Source organism: Kribbella sp. NPDC051718 (assembly GCF_040681515.1).
In the GTDB taxonomy this organism is placed as follows: domain Bacteria; phylum Actinomycetota; class Actinomycetes; order Propionibacteriales; family Kribbellaceae; genus Kribbella.
Window position 1 is genome coordinate 175,275 of the sequence record NZ_JBFAYZ010000013.1, and the last position, 19,611, is coordinate 194,885.

The following is a 19,611-nucleotide window of genomic DNA, read 5'->3' on the forward strand; positions in this document are numbered from 1 at the left end:
ACTGCGGAATCCCTTGTCTTGGCGGAAACCGTTTGACAGTATCGCCCGCTAACAGACCCTGACAGGGAGGTCCGGATGAGCCCTCGTCCCCAGCCTGTGATCGGGCGTCGGACCGTTCTCCGCGGAGCCGCGCTCGGGTTGGGAGCCGCTGGACTGCTCAACGGCTGCGGCATCCCGGCCGCGAAGCAGAGCGCCGGCAGTTGCGTCAGTACGGACAAGTCGGCGACCGAGAAGGCGCTGATCTTCTCCAACTGGCCGAGCTACATGGACGAGTCCGACGAGAAGGTCAACGGCAAGACGGTGCTGCCGACGCTGGAGGACTTCGAGAAGCAGTCCGGCGTCCAGGTGACGTACACCGCGGACGTCAACGACAACTCCGAGTTCTACGCGAAGGTGCGCGACCAGCTCGGCGCCTGTCAGCCGTGCGGCCGCGACATCTTCGTACTGACCGACTGGATGGCCGCTCGCACGGTCGGCCTCGGCTGGATCCAGCAGCTCGACCACGCCAAGATCCCGAACGTCGACGCCAATCTGCTCAAGCAGTTGAAGGCGCCGCGCTGGGATCCGAACCGCGACTACAGCGTGCCGTGGCAGTCGGGGCTGACCGGCATCGCCTACAACGCGAAGTACACCAAGGAGGTCGGCAGTTTCGCCGACCTGCTGACCCGTGGGGATCTCAAGGGCAAGGTCACCATGCTGTCGGAGATGCCGGACACGATGTCGTTCATGCTCCGACTGGTCGGCGCCGATCCGGCCAAGTTCGACGACGCCGCCTGGAGCAAGGCACTCGACAAACTCAGCGGGTACGTCGCTTCCGGGCAGGTCCGCCGCTTCACCGGCAACGACTACGTGCAGGACCTGAACGCCGGCAACATCGTCGCCTGCCAGGCCTGGTCGGGTGATGTGCTGGCGCTCCAGGCGGACAACCCGGACGTCAAGTTCGTCGTCCCCGAAGAGGGTCTGGCGCTCTGGTCGGACAACATGCTGGTGCCGAACAAAGCGACGCACAAAGCCAATGCCGAGGCGCTGATGAACTACTACTACGACCCGGAAGTCGCGGCCACGCTGGCGGCCTGGGTGAACTACATCTGCCCGGTCGAGGGTGCCCGCAAGGCGATGGAGAAGGTCGATCCCGAGCTGGTCGACAGCCCGCTGATCTTCCCCGACACCGAAGTGCTCGAGAAGACCTTCGCGTTCATGCCGCTGGACACGGCCAAGGCGAAGCTCTACGAAACCGACTTCAACCTCGCGATCGGGGGCTGACCGCCAATGACCGTCATCGAAAAGGACGCAGTCGCCGGTACCACCGCAGGGACCAGTGATCTCGTGCTCAGCGGTATCACCAAACGGTTCGCGACCTTCACGGCCGTGAACGATCTGGACCTGACCGTGCCGCAGGGCGAGTTCTTCGCGCTGCTCGGCCCGTCCGGCTGCGGCAAGACGACGACGCTGCGAATGGTTGCCGGGCTGGAGGAACCGACCAGCGGGACGATCAGTCTCGGCGACCAGAACATCACCGGCCTGCGACCGTACAAGCGGCCGGTCAACACCGTCTTCCAGAACTATGCGCTCTTCCCGCATCTCGACATCTTCGAGAACGTCGCCTTCGGCCTGCGCCGGCGCAAGGTCAAGGACGTCAAGCAGAAGGTCGACGAGATACTCGAGCTGGTCGAGCTCGGCAGCTATGGCAAGCGGAAGCCGGGTCAGCTGTCCGGTGGCCAGCAGCAACGAGTCGCGCTCGCCCGCGCGCTGATCAACCGGCCGCAGGTGCTGTTGCTGGACGAGCCGCTGGGCGCGCTCGACCTGAAGCTCCGGCGGCAGATGCAGATCGAGCTGAAACGGATCCAGACCGAGGTCGGCATCACCTTCGTGCACGTCACGCACGACCAGGAAGAGGCCATGACGATGGCCGACACGATCGCCGTGATGAACGGTGGCGTGATCGAGCAGCTCGGGTCGCCGGCGGAGTTGTACGACCTGCCGGCGACGACGTTCGTCGCGAACTTCCTCGGGCAGTCGAACCTGGTGCGAGCCAAGATCGTCAGCCAGGCCGACGGCAACCTGGTCGTCGACGTGCATGGCGGCAAGGTCGTCGTACCGGTGCCGCGGTGCCGGGTGACCGAGGGCGACGTGTGGATGGGGATCCGACCGGAGAAGGTCTTCCTCGCGGCGTCGGGGTCCGAGGACGACAGTGGCTCGAACGTGCTGCGGTCGGCCGTGGTGACCGATGTGAGCTACATCGGCGTGAGTACGCAGTACCTGGCGAAGCTTCCGTGGGGGCAGGAGCTGACGGTGTTCGAGCAGAACACCGGCGCCCGGGAGGCGTTGAAGGTCGGCGACGCCGTCGATCTGCATTGGCAGCCGTCGCACACGTTCGTGCTCGACGCGGCACAGGACGCGCTGGCCGGCGTCGAGGACATCGCGGACGCGGGATGAGTGCCCTCGGCCAGCTTCCGGGGCCGGCGGCCGGTACTACGGCAGCCGCCGTGGAGCCGCCCGCCCGTAGAGGCCGCAGCCTGACGGGGTATCTGCTCCTCGCGCCGGGCGCTCTGTGGCTGTTGCTGTTCTTCGTCGTACCGATCGTGTCGCTGCTCGCGGCCAGCCTGTACGACCCGAACGGCTCGATCGAGGCCGGCTTCAAGATGACGTGGAGCTTCCACAACTATGTGGACGCGCTCGCCGACTACGCCCGGCCGTTCGCGCGATCGCTGTGGTACTCCTTGCTGACAACGGCTTTCTGCCTGCTGCTCGGGTATCCCCTCGCCTACGCGATCGCGTTCAAGGCGGGTCGGTGGAAGAACATCATGCTGGCGCTGGTGATCGCGCCGTTCTTCACCAGCTTCCTGATCCGCACGCTGTCGTGGAAGTTGCTGCTCAGCGACAACGGCTTCGTCGTCGACTTCCTCAAGACGGTCCACATCCTCGGCTCCGACGGCCGCCTGCTTGCCACGACCGCCGCTGTGGTCACCGGGCTCACGTACAACTTCCTGCCGTTCATGATCCTGCCGCTCTACGCCAGCCTCGAGAAGATCGACCACCGGTTGATCGAGGCCGGTGGTGATCTGTTCGCAGGGCCGTTCACCACCTTCCGCACGGTGACTCTGCCGCTCTCGATGCCGGGTGTCGTCGCAGGCACGTTGCTGACCTTCATCCCGGCCGCCGGTGACTACATCAACGCACAGCTGCTCGGTACGCCGAAGCAGCGGATGATCGGCAACGACATCCAGCGCCTCTTCGCCGCCGGCGCCTACCCGACGGCCGCCGCGCTCTCGGTCACGCTGATGGCCGCGATCGTCGTGCTCGTCCTCTTCTACGTACGCCGCGCCGGGACGGAGGAGCTGGTATGACTCGCGTCGGCCGCTGGATCGGGCGGCACCTGATCCTCTTCCTCGGGTTGCTGGTCCTGCTGTACCTCTTCGCGCCGATCTTCGTCGTGATCCTGATGTCGTTCAACGCGCCCAAGAGCAAGCTGTCCTACACCTTCGACGGCTTCACCTGGCAGAACTGGCAGCACCCGTGCCGCCCGTTCGGTCTCTGCGACGCGGTGGGCACCAGCCTGCAGATCGGTCTCGCCTCAACCGTGATCGCGACCGCTCTCGGCACGTTGATGGCGTTCGCGATGGTGCGTCAGCGCTTCCGTGGCCGGTCCGCGACCAACCTGTTCATCTTCCTGCCGATGGCCTCCCCGGAGATCGTGCTCGGCTCGTCGTTGCTCGCGCTGTTCGTGTCGTCGGGTTTCGGTGGGCGGCTCGGGTTCTGGACGATCCTGATCGCGCACGTGATGTTCTGCCTCTCGTTCGTCGTCGTCACGGTCAAGGCGCGGCTGTCCGGGATGGACTCACGGCTCGAACAGGCGGCGATGGATCTGTACGCCAACGAGTGGCAGACGTTCTGGCGGATCACCTTCCCGCTGGTCTTCCCCGGCATCATGGCCGCGGCCCTGCTCAGCTTCTCGCTCTCCTTCGACGACTTCATCATCACCAACCTGAACGCCGGCACCACGGTCACCTTCCCGATGTTCGTCTGGGGCTCCGCCCAGCGCGATCTCCCTCCGCAGATCAATGTCGTCGGTACCGCGATGTTCCTCCTCGCCCTGTTCCTGGTGCTTGGCGGCGAACTGGCCCGTCGGCGACGGAACGCCCGTGCTCACTGACGCCGAACCCAAGGTCTTCTGGCTCGACGATCCTGCAGCGCCCGAGCCGACCGAACAGCTCATCGGGGAACATACAGCGGACCTGGCGATCGTCGGCGGTGGATACACGGGCCTGTGGACAGCGCTCCGAGCCAAGGAACGCTACCCATCGCTGGATGTCGTCGTCCTGGAGGCTTCGACCTGCGGGAACGCAGCCAGTGGTCGCAACGGCGGCTTCTGCGACGCCAGCCTGACGCACGGGTTCGGCAACGGTCAGGCCCGCTGGCCGGACGAGTTGCCGGTGCTGGAGCGACTCGGTGAAGAGAACCTGGAAGCGATCGGCGCGACCATCGCGAAGTACGGCATCGACTGCAACTGGGAACGTACCGGCGAGCTGACCGTCGCCACCGCACCCCACCAACTGCAAGACCTCGCGGACGAAGCCGAAGCCCGCCAGGTGCTCGGCCACAAGGTGACCCTGCTCGACGCCACCCAGACCCGCGCCGAGGTGAACTCCCCGACCTACCTCGGCGCGCTCGCCGATCACTCCGATACGGCGCTCGTCGAGCCGGCAAGACTTGCCTGGGGCCTCCGTCAGGCCTGCCTCGACCTCGGCGTCCGGATCCACGAGCACTCACCCGTCACCAGCCTGCGTGGCGACTTGTTGCGCACGGCAACCGGCTCGGTGCGCGCCGGCCGAATCGCCCTGGCCACCAACGCTTTCCCGTCACTACTCCGGCGCCTACGCCTGTACACAGTGCCTGTCTATGACCTGGTCCTGATGACCGAGCCGCTGTCACCGTCGCAGCTGAACGAGATCGGCTGGCGCGGCCGCCAAGGTGTCGGCGACGCCTCCAACCTCTTCCACTACTACCGCCTGACCCGTGACAACCGCATCCTCTGGGGCGGCTACACACCCCTGTACTACTTCGGCAGCCGAATCGACCCAGCGCTGGAGCAACGCGACTCCATCCACGAAATGCTCGCCCGCCACTTCTTCACCACCTTCCCCCAACTGGAAGGCCTCCGCTTCACCCACCGCTGGGGCGGCGTCATCGACACCAGCACCCGCTTCTGCGCCTTCTTCGGCACCGCCTCCGAAGGCCGCCTCGCCTACGCCCTCGGCTACACCGGCCTAGGCGTAGCCGCCACCCGCTTCGGCGCCGACGTCATGCTCGACCTCCTGTACGCCGAGCAGACCGACCGTACGAACCTCAAGATGGTTCGCGAACGCCCGATGCCCTTCCCGCCCGAGCCGATCCGGTCTGCGGGCATCCACCTGACCAGATGGTCGATGGCCCACGCGGACTCCCACGCGGGCCATCGCAACCTCTGGCTCAGAACCCTCGACCGGTTGGGCCTGGGGTTCGACTTCTAGAGCTTGGTCTCCGCCTCGGTGAGGACCGAGCGGAGGATCTGCTCCATCTCGTCGAAGTGCGACTGGTCGCAGATCAGCGGCGGGGAGAGTTGGATGACGGGGTCGCCACGGTCGTCGGCGCGGCAGTACAGGCCGGCGTCGAACAGCGCCTTGGAGAGGAAGCCGCGGAGCAGGCGTTCGGACTCCTCGTCGTCGAAGGTCTCCTTGGTGGTCTTGTCCTTGACCAGTTCGATCCCGTAGAAGTACCCGTCACCGCGGACGTCGCCGACCAGAGGCAGGTCGAGCAGTTTCTCGAGCGTCGCACGGAACTCCCCCTCGGTGTCCCGGACGTGCTCGTTGATGCCCTCACGCTCGAAGATGTCGAGGTTCGTGAGCGCGACGGCCGCGGAGACGGGATGGCCCCCGAAGGTGTAGCCGTGGGCGAACGATGTGTTGCCCTGCAGGAACGGCTCCATCAGCCGGTCCGTGGCGATCATCGCGCCCAACGGGGCGTAGCCGGAGGTGAGACCCTTCGCGCAGGTGATCATGTCCGGCTGGTAGCCGTACCGCTCGGCGCCGAACATGTGGCCGAGGCGGCCGTACGCGCAGATCACCTCGTCGCTGACCAGCAGTACGTCGTACTCGTCGCAGATCTCGCGGACCCGCTCGAAGTACCCGGGCGGTGGCGGGAAGCAGCCGCCCGCGTTCTGGACCGGCTCCAGGAACACGGCGGCGACGGTCTCGGGTCCTTCTTGCTCGATCGCAACGGCGATCTGGTCGGCGGCCCAGCGGCCGAATGCGACCGGGTCGTCGCCGTGGATCGGGGCGCGGTAGATGTTCGTGTTCGGCACCCGGAAGGTGCTCGGGACGAGTGGCTCGAACTGCTGCTTGAGCTCCGGCAGGCCGGTGATCGACAGCGCGCCGTGGGTGGTGCCGTGGTACGCGATGGCGCGGCTGATCACCTTGTGCTTCATCGGCTTGCCGGTCAGCTTGAAGTAGTTCTTCGCCAGCTTCCAGGCGGTCTCGACGGCCTCGCCGCCACCGCTGGTGAAGAAGACGCGGTTGAGATCGCCCGGCGCGTAGTTGGCCACGCGTTCGGCGAGCTCGATCGACTTCGGGTGCGCGTAGGACCAGAGCGGGAAGAACGCCAGCTCGGAGGCCTGCTTGGCCGCGGCCTCGGCGAGCTCGGTCCGGCCGTGGCCGAGTTGGCTGACGAACAGACCGGCCAACCCGTCGAGGTAGCGCTTGCCGCGGGCGTCGTAGATGTACGCGCCGTCGCCGCGGACGATGACCGGTACCTCGGCTGTTTCGTAGCTGCCCATCCTGCTGAAGTGCAGCCACAAGTGGTCGCGCGCAGACTGCTGCAAACGGTCGAAGGCGGCGTCGTCAAGGGCGTCGGACGGCATCATAAGGTTCCTCATCTCAAGCTGGCCGTTCCCGCCATCCTGCCCGCCAGCTCATCGGCTGGCAAGTGATTTCGTTCCCCTGTGGCCTATATCCTGCCGATCTCATCGGTCGTAGATCGCATCTGATTCGGATTCCGCACTAGGCGAGGATGGCTCCGTGGACACCCTCTTCACCAACGGCTCCCTCTTCGACGGCCACACCCACCACCCGGGCTGGTCGGTGGTGGTCCGCTCCGGCCGGATCATCAAAGCCGGCCCCGGCCCGGCCCCCAGCCCCACCCGCGGAGCCAACTCCGCCCCCAGCCCCCGCCCCCGGGCGGACCGCCTCTCCTCGCTCCTCGATCACTTCGGTCTGCGCGCAGCGCAGACCGAAGTGATCGATCTTGCCGGTGGGCTGCTGCTGCCTGGCTTCGTGGATGCCCATGTCCATCCTGTGCAAGGCGGTCTCGAGCGAGCCCGCTGTGATCTCTCGCCTTTGTCCGGACGCGAGTCGACCCTCGCCGCGATCTCGGCCTACGCCGCCGCGCATCCGGAGGTGGGGTGGATTCTTGGTGGCGGGTGGCATCAACCCGACTATCCGGGTGGCGCCCCGCTCGCGGCTGATCTCGACGCGATCGTCGGTGACCGCCCGGTCTTTCTCGCCAACGCCGACCACCACGGCGCCTGGGTCAACTCCCGCGCGCTTGAACTGGCCGGCATCGACGCCCGTACGCCGGACCCCGCCGACGGCCGGATCGAGCGCGACCCCGACGGCAACCCCACCGGCACCCTGCACGAAGGCGCCATGGACCTGGTCGGCCACCACGTCCCGCCGACAACCCACGACGAGCAGGTCGCCGCCCTCCTCGGAGCTCAGGCGTATCTCCACTCCTTCGGCATCACCGGCTGGCAGGACGCCATCTTCGGCGACTACGCCAACCTCGACGACTCGACCCCCGCGTACGTCGAACTCGCCCGCGACGGCCGCCTCACCGCACGAGTGAACGGAGCCCTCTGGTGGCGCCGCGACCTCGGCGCCGAGCAACTCCCATCCCTGATCGACCGCCGCGAAGCCCTCCAGTTCCCGCGACTCCGCGCGGGCAGCGTCAAGATCATGCAGGACGGCGTGGCCGAGAACTTCACCGCTGGAATGCTCGACCCGTACTACGACGGCTGCGGCTGCCGAACAGCCAACGCCGGCCTCTCCTTCGTCGACCCGATCGCCCTGCGCGACCACATCAGCGCCCTCGACTCCGCCGGCTTCCAGGTCCACGTCCACGCGATCGGCGACCGCGCAGTCCGCGAAGCACTGGACGGCTTCGAGGCAGCCCTCGCGTCGAACGGCAACAACGATTTGCGCCACCACATCGCTCACCTGCAGGTCATCCATCCCGATGACATCGCCCGGTTCGCCAAGTTGGGCGTGGCGGCGAACATGCAGGCGCTCTGGGCCGCGCACGAGCCACAGATGGACGAGTTGACCATTCCGTTCCTCGGTCCGGAGCGGACGCGGTGGCAGTACCCGTTCGGTGACCTCGCGGGTTCGGGGGCACGGCTGGTGGCCGGTTCCGATTGGCCCGTTTCGAGTCCGGACCCGCTGGCCGCAGTACAGGTTGCGGTGAATCGGCGGCATCGCGATTCGGAGTACGAGCCGTTCCTTCCGGAGCAGGCGCTGGACCTGGCGACTGCGCTCGCGGCGTACACGTCGGGGAGTGCGTGGGTGAACCATGCCGACGAGACCGGGCGGATCGCTCCCGGGATGCTCGCCGACCTCGCGGTGCTCGATCGCGACCCGTTCGCGCAGCCGATCGAGGAGATCGGTGAGGCGCGGGTTGTGGCGACCTATGTCGAAGGTGATCGCGTGTATGGCGAGTGAATCCGTTGTGAGGTGTCCATCAGGCCTACCGAATTCGTTGTGAGTCCAGCTAGGCTCCCGGGCATGCAGACGCTCTCGAATCTTGTGGATGGCAAGCCGGCCGGTGCGCTCGGCGGCGCGACGTACGACGTGATCGACCCGACGACGGGTGAGGTCTACGCGCAGGCGCCGAAGTCCGGGGCGGAGGATGTCGACGCCGCGATGCGGGCGGCGGACCGCGCGTTCGAGACCTGGCGGGACACGACGCCGGCCGAGCGCCAGCGGATGCTGCTGAAGATCGCGGATGCGCTGGAGACGCGCGCGGATGAGTTCACCCGGGTCGAGAGTCAGAACACCGGCAAGCCGCTCGCGTTGACGGCTTCGGAGGAGTTGCCGCCGTGTGTGGATCAGCTGCGGTTCTTCGCCGGGGCGGCGCGGGTGCTGGAGGGTCGGTCGGCCGGTGAGTACATGGCCGGGCATACGTCGTGGATCCGGCGGGAGCCGATCGGTGTCGTCGGTCAGGTGACGCCGTGGAACTACCCGCTGATGATGGCGATCTGGAAGATCGCGCCGGCGCTGGCGGCGGGCAACACGATCGTCCTGAAGCCGAGCGACACGACGCCGGCGTCGACGGTCTTGCTGGCCGAGCTGTGCAACGAGTTCCTGCCGCCGGGTGTGTTCAACGTCGTCTGCGGTGATCGCGACACCGGGCGTGCGCTGGTGGATCACGAGGTCCCGCAGCTGGTCGCGATCACCGGCTCGGTGCGAGCGGGGATGGAGGTCGCGTCGGCCGCGGCCCGGCAGCTCAAGCGCACCCACCTGGAGCTCGGCGGCAAGGCGCCGGTGGTCGTCTTCGACGACGCCGACCTCGAAGCAGCCGCTGAAGCGATCGCCGTCGCGGGCTACTTCAACGCCGGCCAGGACTGCACCGCCGCGACCCGGGTCCTCGCCGGACCGCGCATCCACGACGACTTCGTCGCGGCCCTCACCGAGCAGGCGCGGGCGACCAAGACCGGGCGCCCGGAAGACGACGTCGCGTACGGCGCGCTGAACAACGCCGACCAGCTCAGCCGGGTCAGCGGTTTCATCGACCGCCTCCCCGACCACGCCGCCTTGCAGACCGGTGGCAACGCGGTCGGCGACCGCGGCTACTTCTACGAGCCGACAGTCGTGTCAGGTCTGAAGCAGGACGACGAGGCCATCCAGCAGGAGATCTTCGGCCCGGTCATTACCGTCCAGCGCTTCTCCGACGAGGCGGAAGCCCTCCGCTGGGCCAACGGCGTCGACTACGGCCTCGCCTCCTCGGTCTTCACCCGCGACCACGGCCGCGCCATGCGAATGGCCCGCCGCCTCGACTTCGGCTGCGTCTGGATCAACACCCACATCCCGATCGTCGCCGAAATGCCCCACGGCGGCTTCAAGAACTCCGGCCACGGCAAAGACCTCTCCATGTACGGCCTGGAGGACTACACCCGCATCAAGCACGTGATGTCGAACATCGAGGTCTGAACCTCACCGGTAGGAGTCGAGCTTGGCGGTCACCTTGTCGAAGACCGCCTGCTCGTGCTCCTTGGGAGCGTAGACGACGAGTTCGTTGAAGCCGATGGATTCGTAGCGGTCGACCAGGCGGGCGAAGCCGTCCTCGGAGGCCCAGGGGTCGATCTGTCCGTACGCCAGCAGGATGCGGCGGATCTGCCGGCCGGCGAGGCCTTCGTCGAGTGTCTTCGTGCGGTCGATCGACTTGGCATAGAACTCTTCCTCGGTCGCGGCGCCGGGGAAGGTCACCCAGCCGTCGGCATGGGCCGCGACGACCGCGAGTGCGCGCGGAGCGTTCGCCGCCACGATCAAGGGCAGTCGCTCCTGGATGGTCGCCGGCGTCATCGCGGCCAGCGTGTACGGGTAGTACGGGCCGTCGTGGTCGCTCACGTCACCCGACAGGAGCCGGTCCACCACCGCGACGAACTCGGCCAGCCGGTCGGTTCGCTCGCGGGCGGTCCAGACCGGCGTACCGGCCATCCCGTGGTCGGTCGGCCAGACGCCGGAGCCGATGCCGAGATCGAACCGTCCACCGGATATGTGGTCGAGGGTGGTGGCCGTCTTGGCGAGCACGGTCGGCTGGCGGAACACCATGTTCGCGATCAGCAGCCCGACTCGGATCCGGCTCGTCGTCGCGGCCCAGCCGGCGACGACGGTCGGGCCGTCATGCACCGGGACCGCAGCGTCGCGCGGGTTGCGCAGGTTGTCACCGGTCCACAGCCCGTCGAACCCGATCGACTCGGCGATCCCCGCCCAGCGCGCCGCGTCGTCCCACCCACCCGGATTCACCTTGAGCCCGAAACGCATCTCGTCCCCTCCCGAAGTCCTTGTTCCCCCACCCTCGCACGCCACCGGCCCGCAACCCCGAAACGCTGCCCACGAGCACCGAACGCTGCCCGGGAGGCCCGCCCCAGTGGTCTACTGACCACTCATGACCCACCTGGCTTTCGACGGCGGCCAATCAGCCCTCCGCCTCCGCGTCCTCCCCACCGGCACAACCGCCGAAGGCCCCGGCCACACCCACACCCCCCACTCCCTCCAAGCCACCCTCACCGCCATCCACCAAACCGCCACCAAAGCGGAGGTCGTCGAGCCGGTTGAGGTTGTTGCGCTTGGGCTGACGGGGTTTCCGCGGGATCCGGCGGTTGCGCGACAGCTGGCGGCTGGCATCGCGGACGTGTTGCAGGCAAAGGAGGTGCGGCTGACGCAGGACATGGTGACTGCTCATGCGGGGGCTCTGCCTGGTGGGTACGGGGTGGTGGTCGCGGCTGGGACCGGGTTGGTCTGCTTGGCGGTGGACCGGGATGGCGTTTGGTACAAGGTGGATGGGCATGGATATCTGTTCGGCGACGCGGGGAGCGCCTTCGCGATCGGGCGAGCCGGGCTGGTCGCAGTACAGCGAGCAAGAGACGGGCGTGGGCCTGCGACCACGCTGGCTGAGACATCGCTCGACCCCATCGCGCTCTACCCGTCGCCGACTTTGGTGGACGACGTCGCACGGTTCGCTCCGGAAGTACTGCGGTGTGCCGTCGAGCAAGACCCCATCGCCCAGAACATCGTCACCCGCGCAGCCACCGACATCGCCGAAACCATCGCCACCGCCGTCGCCCACCTGTCCGGCAACGAGCCCGTCCCCGTCGCCTGCGTCGGCGGCCTCTTCACCGGAGCAGGCGACCAGCTCGCTGACCCCCTTCGTGCACTCCTCCCGAACCGCGCCCACCCCACCGAACCGGCCGGCAGCTCCCTCGACGGCGCCGAACGCCTCGCCACCCAACCGCCCGGCCCCTACGCAGACCTCCTCGTCATCCACCGCGCCTGATGCCGCCGAAGCACCCTCGGTGGAGTCTCCGGATGTGCTGCCTGTCTACTTGGTCTGCACAAGCAGATCAGCACGGGGTTGACGGCTGGAGCATGGATAATGAGTGAGCTGCTGCTGGCAGCGGTGTCGCTGGACGTGACCCCACCGCCGGGTCATCGCCTCGACGGATACGCGGCCCGTGAGGGCAACGCCACCGGTACTGCGGACCCGCTCCGCGCGACGATGATCTGGCTCAGTACGGCGGACTCGCCCGGAGTGCTCTGGCTGAGCCTGGACGCGATCGCCGTCGGTACCGAACTGGTAGCCGAACTCTCCGCCGCGGCCGGAGCCGCCGCCGGCATCCCACCCGAATGCGTCCTCGTCTGCGCCTCCCACACCCACTCCGGCCCCGCCGGCTGGACCGGCCAGATCCACCCGATCATCCCCGTACGCCGCGAGCCCGCCCTGTACGAAGCGCTGTCGATCGCCGTCGCATCGGCTGTCCTGGAACGGCAGCCGGTACGCGCGTCCTGGCGCTCGACCGAGGTCACCGGCGTCGGCACGAACCGGCACCGACGCAACGGCCCGCACGACAACACGGCCGGCATTCTAACGTTGCATTCCGTCGCCGACGGCTCACTCACCGCCGTCCTCCTCGACTTCGCCTGCCACCCCACCACCTACGGCCCCGAAAACAACCTCTACTCAGCAGACTGGCCCGGCGCCACCCGCACAGCCCTGGCCCGACTGACCGAAGCACCTGTTGTGGGTCTTCTCCAAGGAGCCGCCGGCGACGTCAGTCCGCGCTTCACCCGGCAAGGCCGAGGCGCTCCCGAGGTAGCCCGCCTAGGCGGCCTCCTGGCCACCCAGGTAGCCGAAGCCATCGCCGCCCCCGGCCTCGACCTCCCCTCCGAGGCTCCCACCATTCGCCGCACCACAGTCAGCCTCAAGGTCCGCGACCTGCCCACCCCAACCGACCTGGAAGCAGTAGTCGCCACCGCCGAAGCCGGCCTCCACACCGGCCACGACGACCCCACCCAACGAATAGCCCAAACCCGCCTCGACGGCGCCCGAGGTCAGTCACTGATGGCCGCCGCCAACCTCCCACCCACCCTCGACCTCCCCATCAGCGTCGTCATGCTCGGCGACGTCGCCTGGGTCCACCTCCCGGTAGAACTCTTCGCCAGCCACGGCTGCTTCCTCCAAGCCGACAGCCCCCACCCCATCACCCGCGTAATCGGCTACACCGACGGCTACTACGGCTACGTAGTAGACCCAGACGCCGCCCACCAAGGCACCTACGAAGCCCTAATCACCTACTTCGACCAACCCACCACCCAAACCCTCCTAACCTCAGCCACCAACCTCCTCTCCGACCACGCGTGACCACCCTCATCGTGGTGACCGGCCTTCCCGGGGCGGGGAAGTCGACGTTGGCTGATCGGGTGGCTGGGGACGTGGGGGCGCCGTGTTTTGCTGGGGACTGGTTGATGGGGGCGTTGAAGCCGCACGGGGTGTTGCAGGGGCTGGATCGGGCGGGGTTTCTGGGCCTGTACTACGACCTGCTCGGGACGCTCGTCAGGCGGCAACTCATGCTCGGGCAATCAGCGGTTGACCTGGTGGTGGACGCGATGGACCCCGTCGAGGTGAATCTCGACGGGGTCCGGCGGGTGTTAGAGGGCTAGCTCGGGCTGGAGTTTCTTGGCGGGCCAGACTCGTTGTTTGCGGGCGGCCAGGGCGGAGGCGCCCAGGCCGGCCAGGAGCCAGGCGACCAGGACCAGGAGGTCCTTGCCGAGGCTGTTGCCGGGGCCGTCGTACATGAGGTGACGGACGCCGTCGATCGCGTAGCTCATCGGGAGTACGTGGTGGAAGAAGTACAGCGGGGCGGGGATCGTCTGCCAGGGGAAGGTACCGCCGGCGGAGACGAGCTGGATCACCATCAGGACCAGGCCCAGGAACTTGCCCACGGCTCCGAACCAGGACGAGAGAGCGTGCAGGATCGCCACGAAGGTGATCGAGGTCAGCATCAGGTAGAGGACCGTCAACAACGGATGCGCGGTGTCGATGCCTAGGCCGAAGATGACCGCCGTGAAGACCAGCGCCGCCTGGATCGCGCCGAAGATTGCCGGAGGCAACCAACCGCCGAGCGCCACCCGGATCGGCGCCTGCAGACCGGCCAGCGCTCGCGGCGACAGCGGACGTACCAGCAGGAAGAGGACGTACGCGCCGATCCAGCAGGACAGACTGAGGAAGAACGGAGCGAGCCCGGCGCCGTAGCTGTCCGCGGTCGCCTGCGAGTCGTTCTTCAGGCCGACCGGAGCGCCGAGGGTTTCAGCAACCGCCTTGCGAGCTTCGGGCGACGGATCCGGGATCGACTTCGCGCCGTTGGTCAGCGCTGTGTTCAGGTCGCCAGCGCCGGTCTTGAGCTTGCCGACACCCGTCGCGAGGCTGTTGACGCCGGTGAGCAGCTGACCTTGTCCGGTGACCGCCTGCTGCTCACCCGTCGCGAGCTGGGCAGCGCCGGACTGCAGCGCGTCGACCCCAGTCTTCAACTGACCAGCGCCCGAGTTGAGCTGCCCAGCGCCACTGGCGGCGCTCGAGATGCCGGCGGTCAGCGCCGGAGTCGCGTCGGCGAGCGTCTGCGCGCCGGTCGCCACCTGCCGCGCACCCGACGCGAGCTGGTTGAGCTGCTTCGAGGTCGACTGGATCTTGGTGTTCGCCGCGACTACCGGACTGCGCAGCTTGGCCGTCTCGGTCAGTACCTGGTTGATCTGCGCCTGGGTGAAGCCCCGCTCCTTCAGCCGGGCGGCAAGCCCCTTGTCGAGCGACGACAGATCCGACACCAGCGTGCTCGATGCCGTCGCCACCTCTTGCCCGACGCCGGCGATCTTCTCGTTGCCATCAGCAACTTGATCGGCGCCGTTCGCGAGCTTCCGAGTATCGGCCGGCAGGCTGGCCGTCTTGTTCTTCAGCGTCGTCAGCCCGGAGCTCAATTGACCGGCGCCGTTGGCGAGATCGCCCGCGCCCTTCGAGGCCGTCGTGAGCCCGGTGCTCAGCTTGCTGGCTCCGGCGGACAGCTGCTGCTGCGCGGTATTCAGCTGGCCAGCGCCGGACTGCAGCTTGCCGACACCAGTCGCGGCCGACGTGAGACCGGTCTGCAACTGCCCAGCACCGTCCGCAGCCTTGGTGATCTGCCCGTGGATCGTGCTGAACCCGGCCAGCAACTTGCTCGCCGCAGTCTCACTCACCTGCGCTGCAACGGACTTGGTCACCTGCGCGACAACCTGATTGGCGATCGTGTGGGCGAGGTAGTTGTTGGCGTCGTTGGTCAGCAGCTCGAGATTCGCCTGCCTGGGTTCGAATTCCGCGCTCGACGCGAGGTCCGACGAGAAGGACTTCGGCAGTACCAGGGCGAACTCGTACTTCCCGTTCTCCACACCCGCCAGCGCCTCGGCCCGATCGACCCGGTGCCAGTCGAAGCTCTTGGACTTCACGAGTTCGTCCGCGACCTGCGGTCCGACGGAGAGCTTCTCGCCGGTGGACAACGTAGTACCGGCGTCTTCGACGACGACCGCGGTCGGGACCTTGTCGAGCCGGCCGTACGGGTCGTGGTTCGCGTACAGGTAGAGGCCGCCGTACAGCGTCGGGACGAGGATCATCGCGATCACGGCCAGCTTGGGCAACCGCCCCGCGGTCAACCGCCGCAGCTCGCTCATCGCCATCCGGATCGAGGTCATGCTTCGTCCTTCTTCCCGTCAACCACGGGCTCTTCTTCTGTCTCTGCTTCTTCGGCTGCTGGTTCTTCGTCCTCGATCGGTACTACGGGATCGACCGGCGCGACCGCCTCCACCTGCACCGGATCGGGCTGACTCACCGACCCCAGCTGCGCCGCCTCCACGCCCAGCAACCGCGCCGACGCATCAGCACAGGTGATCACCACGCCATACCCGCGCGACGCCAGCTCACGACCCACCGCGTACCACTCGTGCGGATCCCCGCCGAGCCGATCCGGCATCGTCAGGATCACGAACTTCACCTCAGGCCGCGCCACCGTCAGCTCGGCAAGCATCTCGGTCCGCACCCCAACCGGCAGATGCTCGAACCGCCGCTCCGCGAACTCGGCCCAGTCATGCTCAGCCAGCCAGGCGTCAACCGCCTTGCGGCCGGCCTTGTGCCCAGCGATCGCCAGCTCCTCGCCCACGACCGTCCGCACCGGCAGCGCATCGTCAGGCTCGGTGATCCCCGGCGTATCGACCACGGCAACCCGCTGGCGTAGTACGCGCCCAGAGGTATCGCCATCCAGTTGTACGTCGCCACCGTTCGGCTTCAGCCGCCCGGAGAGCCCCAGGGCCAGCGCCACATGCCCAGGCCCGGGATAGCCCGTCAGCAGGACCAGCTGATGGTCACTGACGCTGATCGACGTCGCATGCAGCATCGGCGCGTGCGGACCCTGCACGCTGATCGCGTGAGCCTTGAGCTCCATCGTGAACTACCCCGTTCAATACGGTTGTGTATTCAATACAGAACTGTATCCTACTGCCATGGAAACGCCCAAGCGACGTCGCTCCGCCACCCGGGCCCGGCTGCTCGAAGGAGCCCTCGAAGTGTTCGCCGAGCGCGGCTTCCACGGCGCCTCGGTCGAGGACATCTGCGAGCGGGCCGGCTTCACCCGCGGCGCGTTCTACTCGAACTTCGCCTCCAAGGACGAGCTCGTGCTCGCCTTGTTCCAGGCGACCACGGATCGCCTGCTCGAGCAGATCGCCGCGCTGCTGCCCGACCTTGCGAATCAGCCAGGAACGCTGCTCGACGCAGTACTGGGCCTGCTGGACGAGGCCGCGCCCGACCAGCGGCAGTGGCACCTGATCTCGACGGAGTTCACCCTGCACGCCCTGCGGCATCCCGAGGCGGCGACGGCGCTCAATCTGCAGCGCGCGATGTTCCGCGATCAGCTGACCAGGCTGGTGGAGGAGATCACCAAGGCGAGCGGCTTGCGGATGAGCGTCCCGCCCCAGCAGTTCGTACGGCTGGTGATCGCGGTCCACGAAGGCGCCCGCGCCCAGAGCCTGCTAGAGCCCGACCTGGTCCCGGCCGGCTCGCTGGAACACACGTTCCTGCCGCTGGTACTGGATGCAGTTTCTAGCCGACCTTGATGTCGACGCTGTGCAGGCCGGTTGAGCCGTCCGGCGCGGGCGGAGCCTGCGCCTCGATCTGAGGGTTGCCCTTGGCGTCGAACGCTCGGACCTGCAGCACGTGGTTGCCACGCGGCGCATCCCAGGTCCAGTGCCACTGCCGCCAGGTGTCGATCGACGCGTCGGCAGCCAACTCGGCCTCTTGCCACTGCCCACCGTCGACGCGGACCTCGACCTTCGAGACCCCGACATGCTGGTCCCATGCGACGCCGGCCACGGTCACCTGACCAGTCGACGCCTTCGATCGCGGTACGTCGATCCGCGACGACAACTTGATCGGCCCCTTCTCCGACCAGCCGCGCGGAGTCCAGTACGCCTCGAACTGGTCGAAACGAGTCACCTCGATCTCGGCCAGCCACTTCGTCGCCGAGACGTACCCATACAGACCCGGTACGACGATGCGCACCGGGAACCCGTGTTCCACCGGCAACGGCTGCCCGTTCATCGCGAACGCCAACATCGACTCCCGATCATCGGTCAGTGTGCTCAGCGGCGTACCGGCGGTGAAACCGTCCTTCGACGTCGACTTGATCGCATCGGCGTTGGCCGACACCCCGGCCTCTGCCAGCAGGTCCTTGAGCAGGACGCCGGACCAGAGCGCGTTGCCGATCAGGTCGCCGCCGACCTCGTTGCTCACACAGGTCAGCGTGACCCACTTGTGCACAACCTTGCGCTGCAGCAGATCGCTGAAGTTCAGGTTGATCTCGCGATCGACCATGCCGTGGATGCGCAGCTTCCAATCGGCCGGCATGATCAGCGGAACGGACAGCGCCGTGTCGATCCGGTAGAAGTCCTCGTTGGGCGTCGCCCACGGATCAGCCCCGGCAGCCTGTACTCCGGCCGGCGGGTCGAGGCTCGGCGGCAAGGGCAGCTTGAGTGCGTCGCGTGCCTCCGCGACCGCTGCCCGGTGCCCACCGATGACCCGGCCGAGAGCGCCGACCGCGATGGTGCCCAGCGTCACGCCGGCCGAGAGCTGGAGGAAGCCGCGGCGACTGACGCCGTCCTCGGGATACCTGACCAGCCCGGAGAGCCTGGTGGCGAAGAGCCGCAGGGTGAGCAGGGCGGTGATTCCGGCGACGAAGGACGGGGCGAAGCCGGTCTGTCCGGCGTCGGGCCTTGTCGATGCGGCGATCACGGCGACGCCTGCGAGCACGATGACGACGGCCGCGCCGGCCCAGTACCGGAGTACGGACAGGATGCCGCCGAGAGCGGCGAGGGCGAGCAGGACGACGAGGATGCCGGTCTTGAGTGCCAGCTTGTCGTGCGTCCCGAAGAGCGAGATCGCGAGGTCTTTCAGCCACGGCGGGACGCGGTCGATGAACGCCGAGCCGATCGCCACGACGGGCGTCTGGCGGGTTCCGAGTACTGCGGCCGCTACCGAACCTGCGGCGAGACCTGCGACGGCGGCGAGCACGCCACCGGCAGCCGCTCTGACGAAGAGTCCATTCCGGCCGGGTCGCGCTGGGACGTTGCTACCGGGGTCGCTCAGGGGAGACCGGACCAGAGGATGGTTCACAGCTCAACCATCGCTCGGAGCGGCGTCCGACACCAGCCAGACGCCGCATCCGTTAGTAGCGGGTAATGCGAAGGGTGGATCAGATCCGGTCGGCCGCGGACAGCGAACCGAGGTTGGGCCGGCCGTTGGGCCAGCGACGGGCATTGTCGCGAACGCGACGGAGCTTGCCGAGGACGAGTTCCTGCTCGTCCGCCAGCTGGGACATCCACAGGCTGTCGATCTCCAGGAGGTGGTCCGGCAGCGCGTCGCGAAGCCGCCGCTTTCCCTCCTCCGTGAGGACCGCGTACGAGCCGCGGGCGTCATCGGGACAGGGCTCCCGGCGCACCAGACCGAGGTTCTCGGCGCGGTCGACCAGCCGGGTGATGCCGCCGGTGGTGACGGTCAGCTCCCGGGCGAGTGAGGTGAGACGCTGCTTCTCCCCGTGGCTGCGGGCAAGCCGCAGCAACAGTTCGAACATTGCCATTTGCAGACCACTGCGCTTCAGGGAATGGCGCATCAGGTGATCGAGTTCGGCTGCTGCTTCTCGCAGCAGGCCGTACGCGGTGATCACGTCGCTTTCCCAAGGTTCGGCGGCGTGAGTGGGTTCTGCATCGGCGAGCGCTAGGGGCGAGCAAAGCGAAGGCGCGATGGTCATGCGCGGACTCTATTAGCTGACGCGGTGACTTCGCTACACGGGGTGACCTATCGGCTACAGGTCGAGATGCGATTGATGGCTGATTGAGCGTGACTGAGGCCCGATCAGGTGCTGCCTGATGCTCCTATAGACGGTTGGGGGTCAAGTCTGGGGTGAGGGCTTGGGTGATGAGGGGGAGGAGCTCGCGGCAGAGGGCGCGTTTGAGGCAG

General features: G+C 67.4%; 17 protein-coding genes. 11 read left to right on the top strand and 6 right to left on the bottom strand.

The genetic code is table 11. The annotated features are described in order from the left end of the window. Positions 1-75: 75 nt before the first annotated feature. Genes AB0M15_RS36815 through AB0M15_RS36835 form a run of 5 tightly spaced genes read left to right on the top strand, consistent with a single transcriptional unit; the run spans position 76 to position 5,510 of the window. On the top strand, positions 76-1,263 hold the full coding sequence (locus tag AB0M15_RS36815; protein ID WP_363829858.1) for a spermidine/putrescine ABC transporter substrate-binding protein: 1,188 nt from the start codon (positions 76-78) through the stop codon (positions 1,261-1,263). Between the two features lie 6 nt (positions 1,264-1,269). Continuing rightward, positions 1,270-2,436 carry an ABC transporter ATP-binding protein gene (locus AB0M15_RS36820; protein WP_363829861.1) on the top strand — a complete coding sequence of 389 codons (1,167 nt, stop codon included), beginning with the start codon at positions 1,270-1,272 and terminating at the stop codon, positions 2,434-2,436. Further along, positions 2,433-3,347 carry an ABC transporter permease gene (locus AB0M15_RS36825; RefSeq protein ID WP_363829864.1) on the top strand — a complete coding sequence of 305 codons (915 nt, stop codon included), beginning with the start codon at positions 2,433-2,435 and terminating at the stop codon, positions 3,345-3,347. The genes AB0M15_RS36820 and AB0M15_RS36825 overlap by 4 nt, the downstream gene beginning before the upstream one ends. Next, positions 3,344-4,153: an ABC transporter permease gene (locus tag AB0M15_RS36830; RefSeq protein ID WP_363829867.1), complete on the top strand. Its 810-nt coding sequence runs from the start codon at positions 3,344-3,346 to the stop codon at positions 4,151-4,153. The genes AB0M15_RS36825 and AB0M15_RS36830 overlap by 4 nt, the downstream gene beginning before the upstream one ends. Continuing rightward, complete coding sequence (locus AB0M15_RS36835; protein WP_363829870.1) at positions 4,143-5,510, top strand: FAD-dependent oxidoreductase; 1,368 nt, start codon at positions 4,143-4,145, stop codon at positions 5,508-5,510. The genes AB0M15_RS36830 and AB0M15_RS36835 overlap by 11 nt, the downstream gene beginning before the upstream one ends. Here the strand turns inward: AB0M15_RS36835 and AB0M15_RS36840 are convergent. After that, entirely contained in the window at positions 5,507-6,898 is a 1,392-nt protein-coding gene (locus AB0M15_RS36840; protein WP_363829873.1) for an aspartate aminotransferase family protein, read from the bottom strand. The two genes, AB0M15_RS36835 and AB0M15_RS36840, sit on opposite strands and share 4 nt — an antisense overlap. A gap of 154 nt (positions 6,899-7,052) precedes the next feature. Here AB0M15_RS36840 and AB0M15_RS36845 point away from each other — a divergent pair, with 154 nt between their 5' ends. Together AB0M15_RS36845 and AB0M15_RS36850 are read left to right on the top strand one after the other, a co-directional pair. After that, complete coding sequence (locus AB0M15_RS36845) at positions 7,053-8,750, top strand: amidohydrolase family protein (protein ID WP_363829876.1); 1,698 nt, start codon at positions 7,053-7,055, stop codon at positions 8,748-8,750. Between the two features lie 63 nt (positions 8,751-8,813). Then, positions 8,814-10,238: a gamma-aminobutyraldehyde dehydrogenase gene (locus tag AB0M15_RS36850; RefSeq protein WP_363829880.1), complete on the top strand. Its 1,425-nt coding sequence runs from the start codon at positions 8,814-8,816 to the stop codon at positions 10,236-10,238. 3 nt (positions 10,239-10,241) lie between these two features. Here the strand turns inward: AB0M15_RS36850 and AB0M15_RS36855 are convergent, their stop codons facing one another. Then, positions 10,242-11,072 carry an LLM class flavin-dependent oxidoreductase gene (locus AB0M15_RS36855; protein ID WP_363829885.1) on the bottom strand — a complete coding sequence of 277 codons (831 nt, stop codon included), beginning with the start codon at positions 11,070-11,072 and terminating at the stop codon, positions 10,242-10,244. 124 nt (positions 11,073-11,196) lie between these two features. On the opposite strand from AB0M15_RS36855, the gene AB0M15_RS36860 reads away from it, so the two are divergent. From AB0M15_RS36860 to AB0M15_RS36870, 3 genes are all read left to right on the top strand, one after another. Further along, positions 11,197-12,084: a BadF/BadG/BcrA/BcrD ATPase family protein gene (locus tag AB0M15_RS36860; RefSeq protein WP_363829888.1), complete on the top strand. Its 888-nt coding sequence runs from the start codon at positions 11,197-11,199 to the stop codon at positions 12,082-12,084. Between the two features lie 99 nt (positions 12,085-12,183). Beyond that, on the top strand, positions 12,184-13,449 hold the full coding sequence (locus AB0M15_RS36865; RefSeq protein ID WP_363829891.1) for a hypothetical protein: 1,266 nt from the start codon (positions 12,184-12,186) through the stop codon (positions 13,447-13,449). Between the two features lie 14 nt (positions 13,450-13,463). After that, positions 13,464-13,748 (top strand): hypothetical protein, encoded by a 285-nt coding sequence (locus AB0M15_RS36870; RefSeq protein WP_363829894.1) that lies wholly within the window; start codon positions 13,464-13,466, stop codon positions 13,746-13,748. Here AB0M15_RS36870 and AB0M15_RS36875 read toward each other — a convergent pair. Next, positions 13,737-15,800 carry a YhgE/Pip domain-containing protein gene (locus AB0M15_RS36875; protein WP_363829897.1) on the bottom strand — a complete coding sequence of 688 codons (2,064 nt, stop codon included), beginning with the start codon at positions 15,798-15,800 and terminating at the stop codon, positions 13,737-13,739. The two genes, AB0M15_RS36870 and AB0M15_RS36875, sit on opposite strands and share 12 nt — an antisense overlap. After that, on the bottom strand, positions 15,797-16,546 hold the full coding sequence (locus tag AB0M15_RS36880) for a hypothetical protein (protein WP_363829899.1): 750 nt from the start codon (positions 16,544-16,546) through the stop codon (positions 15,797-15,799). The genes AB0M15_RS36875 and AB0M15_RS36880 overlap by 4 nt, the downstream gene beginning before the upstream one ends. Before the next feature lie 58 nt (positions 16,547-16,604). Between AB0M15_RS36880 and AB0M15_RS36885 the strand changes: the two genes are divergently transcribed. Beyond that, positions 16,605-17,213 (top strand): TetR/AcrR family transcriptional regulator, encoded by a 609-nt coding sequence (locus AB0M15_RS36885; protein ID WP_363829902.1) that lies wholly within the window; start codon positions 16,605-16,607, stop codon positions 17,211-17,213. Here the strand turns inward: AB0M15_RS36885 and AB0M15_RS36890 are convergent. After that, on the bottom strand, positions 17,200-18,768 hold the full coding sequence (locus tag AB0M15_RS36890) for a molybdopterin-dependent oxidoreductase (RefSeq protein ID WP_363829905.1): 1,569 nt from the start codon (positions 18,766-18,768) through the stop codon (positions 17,200-17,202). The genes AB0M15_RS36885 and AB0M15_RS36890 overlap by 14 nt on opposite strands. A 79-nt stretch (positions 18,769-18,847) precedes the next feature. Further along, on the bottom strand, positions 18,848-19,402 hold the full coding sequence (locus AB0M15_RS36895) for a MarR family transcriptional regulator (protein ID WP_343966704.1): 555 nt from the start codon (positions 19,400-19,402) through the stop codon (positions 18,848-18,850). Between the last annotated feature and the right edge of the window lie 209 nt (positions 19,403-19,611).